This is a genomic window from Aeoliella sp. (assembly GCF_965227375.1).
Lineage (GTDB): Bacteria > Planctomycetota > Planctomycetia > Pirellulales > Lacipirellulaceae > Aeoliella.
Window position 1 is genome coordinate 1,920,133 of sequence record NZ_CBDDFX010000002.1, and the last position, 12,235, is coordinate 1,932,367.

Here is a 12,235-nt window from a genome sequence, read left to right on the forward strand (position 1 = left end):
CTCCGCACACTCTCTACCAACCTTATCGGTGCCTCGAAATGTTTGTTAGATCCTCTAGTTTCACATTCCTCGTCGCCTGCAGTTTGCTGATTGGCTGCAGTTCCGAACTCCAAGAGCTGGCAAGTTCTTCGGATGCCGACCAGTCGAACACTGCGGCCCCGAAAGTCGAGCAGCCTGCTTCACAGACCGACGCGGAATATCGAGCAGTTATCGATTCCGCCGACCTGCCGAAGCCGGCAGAGTTGACGGCCGACGACTGGCCCCAGTTTCGGGGCGCGAATCGGGATGCAGTCGTCCAGGGGAGCACGCGACTAGCACGCACGTGGCCGGCCGAAGGACCTCCCGTGCTGTGGGAAGCCACGGTGGGGCAAGGATACTCAGCGCCCTCGATTGTCGGCGACCGCGTGTTTTTGAACGACTACGACGAAGACGCCAAAGAATGGCTGGTTCGTTGCTTGTCACTGGAGAGTGGCGACGAGCTTTGGACCTACAAGGTCGCCAAGCGAATCCGCCCCAACCACTCCATCACGCGTTCCGCTCCGGCGACCGACGGTGGTTTCGTCTTCTCGATCGACCCCAAGTGCGAACTGCACTGCCTTGATGCGAGAAATGGCAATCTCATCTGGAAAAAGAACCTGCCGCAATTGTACGACAGTCCGATTCCACCCTGGTACAACGGTCAGTGTCCGCTGATCGACGACGACAAGCTCGTTCTGGCAACCGGCGGTAAAGCGGTGCTCGTGGCGCTCGACAAGGCAACCGGTGAGCCCATTTGGGAAACGCCTAACTCCGATGAGTATCTACTTTCACACTCATCGGTGATGCCGCTCGAAGTCGACGGGCATCGCCAGTACGCCTACCTCACGCTCAAGGGAGCTTTGGGCGTGGATGCCGAGTCGGGCGAATTGTTGTGGTCGTTTCCCTGGAAGTTCAACACGGCTGTAGCTCCTGCACCGCTGCCGTTGGGCGAAGGACGCCTGCTTTTGACTAGTGGATACAATGCACAGACGGTAATTTGCCAGGTGAAACTGGAAGACGGCAAATGGACTGCGTCGGAGAGTGTTGCATTCCAATCTCCCCCACGAGGTTGGAACTCGGAGGTTCACACTCCGATTGTTCATGGCGGACATATCTACGGAGTTGGCAAGACCAAGCGGGGGATGTGGACCTGCCTGGACTTGGATGGCAACGAACTGTGGACTAGCGGTCGTGCCGCGACGTTCGGCATGGGCGGTTACGTTCTGGCCGATGGGATGTTCTTCGCGCTCGACGGGAAAAGCGGCACACTGCGACTCATAGACGCTGAGGCCGACGAGTATCGTCAGTTGGCCGAAGCAAAGCTGCTGTCTGGTCCGGACGTATGGACCCCACCTGTTATTTCAGGCGGAAAGCTGTTGGTGCGCGACTTGGGCAAACTGCTGTGCCTTGATGTTGCGGATCCCAACGCTCCGCTGGCCGCATCTTCCAACTCCAGCGGCCAATAAAATGACAACCAAAACGATGAATGTCGCTCACGTGAAGACGCTCACTGGCCCATCCGCTGAGCCGTTGTTCGATCTGCGGCTGGTTGCGGTGGCCGTTGACCCGAATGATCTGGTCTACATGCTCGGCGACGATCGAGTCCGATGCTTCACTTCCGAAGGTGAGCCGGTGCGGAATTTCCAACTCGACGCGTTGGGATGGTCGCTCTTGGCCGAAGAAGACAAGCTGTGGATCGGTTTCGATGGGAAGGTCCGATCGTACTCGCCCGATGGAAAGCCGTTGACGATCATCGCAGACGCCCGATTGGGGCGTATCACATCGATCGCCTCGGCAGGCGAAAGCTTGGTGCTTGCCGACTCAACTAACCGGGCAGTCCATCGCTACTCGCGCGACGGCAAGTACCTTGGCGACATGGGGGCGGAGGCCAACACGCGAGGATTCATGATCCCCAACGGCATTCTCGACCTGGCCCGCGATCCCAGCACCGGTTCGGTCGTCGTTGCCCATCCGCAGAAGCATCGAGTCGAGCGATACGACGCCGCGGGTCCGTTGCTCTCCAAGTGGGGACGTTTTGGCATGCATGAACCGGGCGACTTTGGTGGGTGCTGCAACCCGACGAACATTGCCGTGGCCCAGGAGGGGATGATTGCGGTGAGCGAGAAAGCCCCACCGCGCATCAAGCTGTACGACGGCGACGGGAACTTAGAACTAGTTGTCGACGAGGAGGTCTTCGATCCGAACACGAAGAACATCGATCTGGCGTTCGACTCGAAGAATCGGTTGTATGCTACCGATCCGCTTCGCAAGGTGGTCGAAGTGTTCGAACTCCAAGAGTCCGAGGAGTCGGAGCCATGAACGAGCAGAATCGACGAGACTTTCTTCGGCACTCCGGTCGGGCGGCTTGCGCTATTGCGATCGGCAGGGTGGGCTTCGAACTAGGCCGGAGAGCCTGCGCCGAAGACGCATGGGTGATTGCGCCCAATCAGTGCATCAACATTCGCCTGGGAGTCACCGGCGCGGTGAACGTGTGCGACGCATGCGCGACTAGCTGTGTGCTGCCACTGTCGGCTGTGCGTGCGGTGAACGATCACTCGGCTTGCGGACGGTGCTGTATCTGCCCGGCTTACTACGACGTGCTGAGTCCCACCGGCTCGGACGGACTGCCGACCAAAAAGCTCTGCCCACGTGATGCGATTACGCGGACGCCGATCGGCGAGGTCGATCCTTATGATCCACTGAATAACTTCTACGAATACACGATCGATGAAGAGAAGTGCAATGGTTGCGGTCAGTGCGTGATGGAGTGCAAGGACCCCGCGGGTCTGGGCTCGATCCGCTTGGAGGTGCGCAACGATCTGTGCCTGCGCTGCAACCGCTGCAGCATCGCGGAAGTCTGTCCCGAAGATGCGTATCTACGCGCCGGCCCCGAACCTCGCCCGTCGCAGCAGTTGGAGGGGGGCCACGGATGATTGTGCCGCGCTGTGCCTCTGGAGTGCACATCGCGAGCCGTCTCGTGGCGGTGGTGCTGGTTGTGGTGCTTGGCACCAGTTCGCCGCAGTCGGGGCTCGCACAGGAATACGAACGCCCTGTGGCCAACGCGCCGCAGGCGGAAGATATCGGCGGTGGTTACGAAGTCCCTGCCGTGCAGCGGACGCCACCGCGCTCGTTGGCGATGCATGTACTCGACATCGTGCTGCTCGTGGCGGGGATGGCGGTTATCGCGTGGGTCGTTCGCCGCGGACGCCGCCGCTGGGTGATCACGTTGGTGACGCTACTGTCGCTGGCGTACTTTGGATTTTACCGCCAGGGATGTGTCTGTCCGATCGGAGCTACCCAGAACGTGGCTGCGTCGTTGGCCGATCCGACGTCGGCCGTGCCACTGGTGGTGCTGGCGTTCTTTCTGCTGCCGCTAATCGCAGCGCTGCTGGTGGGGCGAGTTTTTTGTGGTGGTGTCTGCCCGTTGGGTGCAATTCAAGACGTGGTGCTGCTGCGCCCGATACAAACGCCCCGTACGTTTGATCGCTGGGCTGGGGCCATCAAGTATCTCTACTTAGGTGCAGCGATCTGGTTTGCCGTGAAAGTGGCCGCCCAGCGCGACTTCATCATCTGTCGTTTCGATCCATTCGTGGGCTTCTTCCGGCTCAACGGTACCGCGTGGATGCTTGGTTTTGGTGTGGCACTGCTGGCGATCGGTACTGTTGTCGGGCGCCCGTACTGCCGTTATCTCTGCCCGTATGGCGGCCTACTGGCGATCGTATCGCGGTTTGCCTTCTGGCCCGTGAAGATCACGCCCGACGAGGAACTCGACTGCGGCCTCTGCGTCGACAGCTGCCCGTATGGTGCGATCAAGGACCTCAGGGCCGAGCCCAGCAAGTGCCTGGCGTGCGCGCGGTGCTTCGCCCATTGCCCGCGACAACAGCTTGCTTGGGGCGAGATCGAGCTAGTGCAGCTCGAAGAAATGGTTGCCGAGGCGAAGGCGAGCCGCCAGGTACACGAGGGAGACGCATGATGGCCCTCGACTTAAAATCCCGGTTCATGCAGATCGCCACGATTGCATCATGCCTTCTACTGGTGGGCAGCTTAGTGTTGTTGCTGGTCGATCACGTGCAGTGGCTCTCGAACTACTCGGCCGCCGAGAATGCCCTGCAGGAAGCAGAAGCCGCCGCACAACTCGATTCAGCCGCCAACGACCGGTTCGAGCAACTGGTCGAAACGCAAACCGCGGATTCGCTGAGACTGAAGCGTCGCGAGCGAGTGCTTGGTATCGCTGCTCTGGTTGCAGCCGGTGCGTTTTTGCTTCTCGTGCGTCGTCCCGCGCCGGCGAAGCCTCCCCTGCCCCGCACGTTGGCGGAGTGCATGCCCCAGCGCAGCGGCGAAACCACACCCGCTGAGATTCCCGACTCCGCGGGCGAACCTTCCACACAACCGTCTATTGATTTGCAGCCACTGCGCGAGATCGTTGCACGTGAAGGTCGAGAGTCGCACCGGCTCATTCCGCTGCTGCTAGCCATCCAAGCCGAATACCGCTACCTGCCGCAAGCGGCACTGGACGAACTTTGCCGACTGACGGAGATCACTCCCGCGCAGCTGGCCGGCGTGGCTTCGTTCTACACGAAATTCCGCACCAAGCCGTGCGGCAAGCATCTCGTGCAAATGTGTCGCGGAACGGCGTGTCATGTCGCGGGCGCGGATCGCGTGTTGGAGGAAATGCGGCGTGCCTTCGGAATCGCTCCAGGGCGTGACACGGATCCTACCGGGCAGGCCACCGTTAATTCCGTTGGCTGCTTGGGCTGCTGCAGCCTGGCGCCGGCTGTGCAGGTGGACGACAAGATTCTCGCCAACGTGAAAGTGGAAGACTTGCCGGAGATTGTCGATTATTGTCACGACAAACCCAAAAAACGCAGCGGCTATCTGCCGTTCCGCAAGCCGACGGAGAGCCATTCGTTGGAGGCAACTTCGGCAGAGATGCTACTGGATTCAGAGCAGTCGGTCGCTCGTATTGTAACCGGCGCGTGGGAGACTACCAAAGCGGAAACACTCGAAGAGTACGAGCGCCAAGGCGGCTTCGCTGCGTTGGCCAAGTGCTTGCAGCACACGCCGGAGGAGATCCTCGACGAGATTGATCACAGCGGATTGCGTGGCCGCGGCGGCGGGGGATTTCCAGCGGCACAAAAGTGGCGTCTGGTGAGCCTGCAGAGCGGCGAGAAGTTCGTCGTCGCTAATGGCGACGAAGGCGATCCTGGCGCGTTCATGGACCGTTCGATCATGGAGACCGCGCCCGCAAGCGTTCTGGAGGGAATGCTCGTCGCCGCGTACGCAGTGGGTGCTTCGCGGGGCGTGGTGTACGTGCGGAATGAGTATCCTTTGGCGGTGCGGCGGATGCGCGAGACGGTAGATCGCATGCGCGAGAAGGGCTACCTGGGCGACGGCATCCTGGGGAGCCGTTTCGCGTTCGCCATCGATGTGGTGGAAGGCGCCGGGGCTTTCATCTGTGGCGAGGAGACGGCGCTGCTGCAGTCGGTGATGGGCCATCGCGGGACGCCGCGCCGACGTCCCCCCTTCCCTGCTGAGTCGGGTTTGTGGGAACGTCCGACACTGGTCAACAACGTCGAGACCTTAGCGTGCGTGCCATGGATCGTCTGCCATGGCAGTGAGGCGTTTGCTACATTCGGCACCGCAGGCAGCCCCGGCACCAAGGTCTTCTCGCTCGCCGGTAAGGTTCAGCGGGGCGGACTGGTCGAAGCCCCCATGGGAACGACGATTCGCGAGTTGGTCGAGCAGTATGGAGGTGGAGTTGCCCCTGGCCGGCGATTCAAAGCCGTGCAGATTGGCGGCCCTTCGGGCGGCTGTCTGCCAGCCGAGTTGGCCGATACGCCCGTCGACTACGAGTCACTTCGCGAACTGAATGCCATCATGGGGTCGGGTGGGCTGGTGGTGCTGGACGACACCGATTGCATGGTGGACGTGGCGCGCTACTTCCTCGAGTTCACGCAGCACGAGTCCTGTGGGCATTGCACGTTCTGCCGGATTGGCACGCGAAAGCTGCTCGACCTGCTGGAGAAGCTGTGTGCTGGCAAGGCCAAGAGGCGGGACCTGGAGGAGATCGAAACGCTCGCCCACAGCGTGGCGCAGGGAAGCTTGTGTGGCCTTGGCAAGACGGCGCCCAATCCGGTGCTCACGACGCTTCGGTACTTCAGGGATGAATACGAAGCACACCTCGAAGGACGTTGTCCAGCCGGACGATGCAAAGCGCTGATTGAGTACCGAGTGACGCAGGACTGTGTAGGGTGCACATTGTGCGCTCAACACTGCCCAGTTGCCGCGATCGAGCCCACGCCCTATCGGCAGCACTGGATCGATACCGAGATGTGCACGTGCTGCGATGCTTGTCGCACCACGTGTCCGGAAAATGCCATCGATACCTTCAGCACGGCCAAACCGCCTTCGAATACAGTCACCCCTAACCTGCGAAAGCAACCACAGTTGGTGTGATGGTCCAAGTTTGGATAGACAACGTGAGCATCGATGTGCCGCCGGAGTCCACGGTGCTGCAAGCGGCGCGCAAGTTGGGAGTTGATGTGCCGGCCATGTGCGCGCTAGCCGATCACGAGCCCAACACCTCGTGCATGTGCTGCCTGGTGCGGGTCGATGGTCGGCAGGACTTCGTGCCATCTTGCGCCACCAAGGTACGCGATGGAATGCGCGTGGAGTCGGAAACACGGGAAGTGCACGACCTGCGCAAGACTGGCATCGAATTGCTGCTCGCCGATCACGCTGGTGATTGCCACGCGCCCTGCCAGAACACGTGCCCCGCGAAGATGGACATCCCCAACATGCTTCGGCTAGTGGCCGAGGGAGACTACCGCGCGGCGCTCGCCACCGTGAAACGCGACATTGCCCTGCCATCAATCCTCGGGCGCGTCTGCCCGGAAGTGTGCGAACAGGCGTGTCGGCGCGGGCAGCACGACAGCCCGGCAGCAATCTGTAAGCTTAAACGATTCGTCGCCGATCGCGATCTCGAGTCGCCCAACCCCTACGAGCCCGAACTTGCCCCTGACTCGGGCAAGCGCGTTGCAGTAGTCGGCGCCGGCCCAACAGGACTCACGGCCGTCTATCACTTGCGTCTGCAGGGGCATCGATGCACACTGATCGACCTCGCGGACAACCCCGGAGGTCGGCTCCGCAACGAGTTTTCCAGCGAACTATCCGACGACACCCTGCAAGCCGAAGCCAATACCGTGCTTTCGCTAGGAGTGGACTGCCGATGGAACGAGAGCCTCGACTCGGTGGATGCACTTAGATACCTGATGAGCGAGTACGACGCGGTGCTGCTGGCCATAGGACGCGCGGCGCTGTCGTGCGGTGCACTGGCGGACGTCGCCATGACGAAGAGCGGTGTGAAGATCGAAGCGAGCCGTCGGATGACGTCGCACGAAGGGCTGTTTGCCGCAGGCAACGCGGTGCGGCCGTACAAGCTGGTGGTGCAGTCGGTTGCCGAAGGGAAGCTGGCCGCCGAGTGCATCGATGGGTGGCTACGCGGCGCACCTCCGCCGGATCGCCGTCACGCCTACGAGACGCGCCTGGCCCGGCTCACCAACCAGGAGTTGTGTGACTTCTGCGATGGTGCGGTCCCCACGGCCCGTGTGGATAGTCGCTTGCTCGAGGAAGCCTCCGAGGAGGCTGCCCGTAGCGAGGCCGAGCGATGCCTGGAGTGCGATTGCCGCGCATTGGCCAGTTGTCTGCTGCATCACTATGCGGCCATGTACGATTGCGACGCGCATCGCTACCGAGGAGAAGGGCGTCGATTCGAAGGCCGATTGGTGGGCGAGCGAGTGACGCTCGAGCAGGGCAAGTGCATCTTGTGCGGCATCTGTGTGCAACTCGCTGCCGAAACGCCCGACGCGGCGGGGCTCGCGGTGATGCACCGCGGGACCGCCACTCGTTTGTCGCCGCCGCCCGGTAGTTCGCTGGACGAAGCCCTCGGCAGCGCCGCCTTGCGCTGTGCCGAAGCCTGTCCCACCGGAGCCATCGTTTTGCATGAGACGACCTCTGCGTCTTCTTTGCGCTGACGAGAGTCGAGTTTGGAAAACCAGGCCTTCTGACGCTCACCCTCTGCTGAGAAACGGTAAAATACGTCTTGTTAAAGTAGTTTTATTGCAATCCGCAATCGATTGTGCTACGATCGCCGCCAGCTTGTATTTCATCTCTTATCGCTAGTCGGAGTAGGTATCGGCGTAGTCCCATATACGGTTCGCGGCGCGCAATCCTCGGCGATGTTGCCCTTCGTCGTTGTTGGACCATTCTCTCTTCGCGCCTAATTTGCCGACAAGACTCCGCGGCTGACTGCCCCTTGCCCCTCGTCACCCCCCCAATTTCAGCCAAATGTTCGTCGTCGATAGCTATCCGCTGGCCGTTGTACTGTGCGTGGTCACGATGTTCTGCTGGGGTTCGTGGGCCAACACCCAAAAGGCGACCGGTGACAACTGGCGTTTTGAACTCTTCTACTGGGACTACGTATTCGGCGTGGTTCTCATGTCACTCGTGTTCGCATTCACCTTGGGCAGCATCGGAGAGGGGGGCCGCTCGTTTATGGACGATGTCCAACAGGCGGAGGCCGGCAACATGGGGTCAGCGATGCTCGGCGGGGTGGTGTTCAACCTGGCCAACATTCTGCTCGTGGCCGCCATTGAACTCGTCGGGATGTCGGTCGCGTTTCCCATCGGGATTGGCTGCGCATTGATCGTAGGTGTTGCGGTGAGCTACTACTTGGATCCTCAGGGAAGCGCGGGATTGCTGGCCGTGGGCGTTGGCTTCATCCTCGGGGCCATCATCCTCGACGCCCTTGCCTATCGACGGATCCCAGGGCAGGGCGCCAGCGTCTCTTCGAAGGGGCTCATACTCTGCTTGGCGTGCGGGTTGTTGATGGGGATGTTCTATCCGCTCGTGGCCCGCTCCATGAGCGCGACATCGGATAATCCCATGGTGCTCGATCCCGGCAAGCTCAGTCCCTACACGGCCGTGGTCTTTTTCAGCTTGGGCGTCTTGCTCAGCAATTTGGTGTTCAATCCGATCATCATGGCAAAGCCATTCGCCGGCGAGCCGGTTGGTCTGCGCGAGTACTTGGCCGGCACCTCCTGGCAGCACACCCTGGGGGTGATTGGCGGCATGATTTGGTGCGTCGGCATGACGCTCAGCATTCTGGCTGCAACCAAGGCGGGGCCCGCCATTTCCTACGGCCTGGGACAGTGCGCCACAATGATTGCAGCCATATGGGGCGTTTTCATCTGGAGGGAGTTCCGCACGGCAAGCAAAGGGACTGGTCTACTACTAACGGCCATGTTCGCCTGCTTCGCCATCGGCATTTGGGTACTGGTCATGGCAAAAGGAGCTTGATATGGATGGTGCGCCAGCGACAGGTCCTTCACGCGTTGTCGTTGTGGGAAGCTGCAACATGGACCTGATCATCCATGGTCAATCGTTGCCCAAGCCCGGCGAGACGGTCATCGGTGGCGAGTTCTCGATGGCCAGCGGCGGCAAAGGGGCCAACCAGGCGATTGCCGCCGCCAGAATGGGGGCCGAAGTGTCGCTCGTTGGCTGCCTGGGAGACGATCTATTCGGAAACCAGCTCGCCGGGAACTACCGCGATGAATCGATCTCAACAGAACATCTGAACGTCGTTGCGGATGCTGCCACCGGTATTGCGCTCATCCTGGTGGACCAAGCGGGCGAGAACATCATCTCCGTGGCGGCCGGCGCGAACGCACGACTCACTCCTGACGATGTCGAGCAGGCCATCACCGCGATGGATGAGTTCTCCGTGTTGCTCTTGCAGTTGGAAGTTCCTCTGGAGACCGTGGAAGCGGCGGCCAAGGCCGCCAAAAGACGCGGCGCCACGGTAGTGCTCGATCCGGCTCCTGCAGCGTCACTCCCGCTGGAGCTTCTGCAGCACGTCGACATCATTACTCCCAACGAAACAGAGGCCGCCATCCTCACGGGACTCAAGCCAGAACTAGACAACTTCGCCGAGCTGGCCTCCCATCGCCTGCAAGAGATGGGAGTGGCCAATGTTATCGTGACGCTGGGCTCCAAAGGGTGCTGCTTGGCGACGGATGATGGGATGAGCGTTGTGCCTGCGTACGAAGTGCAGCCTGTCGATACGACCGCAGCCGGCGACGCCTTCAACGGTGCGCTGGCGTCCGCCTTGGCGCGTGGGTTGCCACTCTGCGAGGCGATTGCGCAGATCGCCAGTTTGGCCGCGGCCCTGTCGACCACAAAGCATGGCGCGCAGCCTTCGTTGCCAACCAGAGAAGAGATAGAGGAGTTCCGGGCGGCCGCACGAGTTCAATGCGGCTGACTGGTTATGTCGCTGGGAGGCTACTCTTGTGCCTCCGCCGGATTCCTAAGCTCCTCGTCTATGGGTAGCTCTTCGTCGTCGGGCGCGGGAGCATCGATTGGTTCGCCTTCGGGCGGATTCTCCGGCTGCAAGGCAACAGGAATTGGCTGCGTTAAGTAGGGAGAAGGCCACCCACCGCCGAGAGCACGGTAGATGGCAACCACACCTTGGGCCACTTCGCCCTTGGCGGCCGCGGCCGAGAGTTCCTGCTGAGTCTTGGTGTTCTGCACATTGAACACGCGGTTAAAGTCCCTCTCATCGCCAATTTCGTACTTCTCCGTGATCAAGCGGTTGGTGATGTCTGCAGCCTCCGCGGCCTCGAGTTGCAACTTGAACTGCTCTTGCGACTTCAAAAACTGAACAATGGCATTTTCGGCTTCTAAGTTCGCCAGCAGCACCGTCTCGCGGTATGCGAAGAGCAACTCCTGGAACCTCGCGTCTTGCAGGCGGACATTATTGAGAAGGCGACCGTAGTTCAAGATGTTCCATTCGAGCGATGGCCCTACGGATCCGAATCCCGAACCGCTACGGAACAAGTCCTTAAATTGGCCGGCGCTCCGTCCGACGGTCCCCGTCAACGTGATGTGGGGATAGAGTTCCGACTCCGCGACTCCGATCAACGCACTTTGCGCTGCGAGTTGCCGCTCCGAACGACGCACGTCGGGGCGTTGCAAAAGTGTTGCGGCTGGAATACCGAGGACGATGTCCGGCTCTACGTCTGGTATCTTCCCCTCTCCGAGAGTCTCCTCCAGGTCCTCAGGGGGGATTCCCAGAAGGATGCAGAGTTGATTCTCGGTTTGTCGCAAGAAGATCTCTAACTGGGGAATCAAGGCTTGAGTTTGCACCAAGCTCGACTTCGCCTGTTGGACGTCTACGTCACTCGACTCCCCGGCTTCGAGTCGGAATACCGTGAGGTCGTAGGTCTTTCGCTGGTTCTCGACGTTCTGTTTGGCGAGTTCCAGGCGTACCTGCAAGGTGCGGATGTCGATGTACGTTGCCGCGACGTCGGCGATTAGCGTGACCACCACGTCGCCATAGTCGTAGATCGAGGCATCCAGGTCCGCGTCGGCAGCTTCGATGGCTCGTCGGTAGCGGCCCCAGAAATCGATCTCCCACGCCAGGCCAAACGAGCCTCGCCAAACGCTGAAGTGGCGGTCGCCGATTCCCGTCCTCAGATTGTGCGAGTACGCTGCCGCGAAGTCTTGCTGCTGAGGGAACAGTTCTCCCACTGTAATAGCGCGAATCGCTCGCGCCTGCATGATCCTCGCCCCGGCTTGCCGCACGGTGAGATTCTGCCCGTAGGCATCGGTGATCAGTTGATTGAGCACCGGGTCGTTGAACGTGGTCCACCAAGCGGCGGCTTCCACCGGGTCGTCAATCACCCGTTTGTCGTCGGCGTCGATCCAGTCCTGTGCTACCGGCACAGCGGGAGTACAGTAATTGGGGCCCACTTTGCAGCCGTTGGCAAACCACTGCCGCGGACTTGTGCATCCCTGCAGAAGCAGGACAACGCAAGCAACCACCGCCACGGCTTGAGCTCGCCCGCCGCAGGGGAATTGGCCTCTGTGAGATGCCCTGGTCATTTGCATTGAATATCCGCTACTTGCAGCACGGTCGGTAAACCCCATTTTTTCCTTCTCATCGTTGATTCTGCTTCCAGTCCTACAATTTGTTCTGCTAGACTAGAAAGGCTTAACATCCCGGCGGATCCACGCCCGGCTAGAGCTTTCCTGACCATTAAAAGCGGTAAAGTCTACCGGGAGGCGCGCCAGCGAGCCGGCACCTCGCCGCATCCGTCGGGGTTTAAGTGGTCCCCAGGCCACGTGAGCATGACCAGCTTGCGGTTGTCTGCAACCACTC

9 protein-coding genes are annotated in these 12,235 nt (G+C 60.7%); 8 read left to right on the top strand and 1 reads right to left on the bottom strand.

Annotated elements, in window-relative coordinates; translation table 11 throughout:
- Positions 1-38 precede the first annotated feature (38 nt).
- The 8 genes from ACQK2L_RS20630 to rbsK all read left to right on the top strand — a co-directional run bounded on the left by ACQK2L_RS20630 (position 39) and on the right by rbsK (position 10,336).
- Positions 39-1,484, top strand: a complete 1,446-nt coding sequence (locus ACQK2L_RS20630; RefSeq protein WP_425398936.1) for a PQQ-binding-like beta-propeller repeat protein — start codon at positions 39-41, stop codon at positions 1,482-1,484.
- 1 nt (position 1,485) lies between these two features.
- Positions 1,486-2,337, top strand: coding sequence for a hypothetical protein (locus ACQK2L_RS20635; protein WP_425398937.1), 852 nt, complete (start codon positions 1,486-1,488; stop codon positions 2,335-2,337).
- Positions 2,334-2,951, top strand: coding sequence for a 4Fe-4S binding protein (locus tag ACQK2L_RS20640; protein ID WP_425398938.1), 618 nt, complete (start codon positions 2,334-2,336; stop codon positions 2,949-2,951). The genes ACQK2L_RS20635 and ACQK2L_RS20640 overlap by 4 nt, the downstream gene beginning before the upstream one ends.
- The gene (locus ACQK2L_RS20645; RefSeq protein WP_425398939.1) at positions 2,948-3,991 is read left to right on the top strand and encodes a 4Fe-4S binding protein; all 1,044 of its coding nucleotides are present in this window, start codon (positions 2,948-2,950) and stop codon (positions 3,989-3,991) included. The genes ACQK2L_RS20640 and ACQK2L_RS20645 overlap by 4 nt, the downstream gene beginning before the upstream one ends.
- On the top strand, positions 3,988-6,474 hold the full coding sequence (locus ACQK2L_RS20650; RefSeq protein WP_425398940.1) for an NAD(P)H-dependent oxidoreductase subunit E: 2,487 nt from the start codon (positions 3,988-3,990) through the stop codon (positions 6,472-6,474). Before ACQK2L_RS20645 ends, ACQK2L_RS20650 begins: the two co-directional genes overlap by 4 nt.
- The gene (locus ACQK2L_RS20655) at positions 6,474-8,051 is read left to right on the top strand and encodes a 2Fe-2S iron-sulfur cluster-binding protein (RefSeq protein WP_425398941.1); all 1,578 of its coding nucleotides are present in this window, start codon (positions 6,474-6,476) and stop codon (positions 8,049-8,051) included. Before ACQK2L_RS20650 ends, ACQK2L_RS20655 begins: the two co-directional genes overlap by 1 nt.
- A 313-nt stretch (positions 8,052-8,364) precedes the next feature.
- Positions 8,365-9,375, top strand: coding sequence for a GRP family sugar transporter (locus ACQK2L_RS20660; protein WP_425398942.1), 1,011 nt, complete (start codon positions 8,365-8,367; stop codon positions 9,373-9,375).
- 1 nt (position 9,376) lies between these two features.
- Positions 9,377-10,336 carry a ribokinase gene (gene rbsK, locus ACQK2L_RS20665; protein WP_425398943.1) on the top strand — a complete coding sequence of 320 codons (960 nt, stop codon included), beginning with the start codon at positions 9,377-9,379 and terminating at the stop codon, positions 10,334-10,336.
- Between the two features lie 20 nt (positions 10,337-10,356).
- Here the strand turns inward: rbsK and ACQK2L_RS20670 are convergent, their stop codons facing one another.
- On the bottom strand, positions 10,357-12,003 hold the full coding sequence (locus ACQK2L_RS20670) for an efflux transporter outer membrane subunit (RefSeq protein WP_425398944.1): 1,647 nt from the start codon (positions 12,001-12,003) through the stop codon (positions 10,357-10,359).
- Between the last annotated feature and the right edge of the window lie 232 nt (positions 12,004-12,235).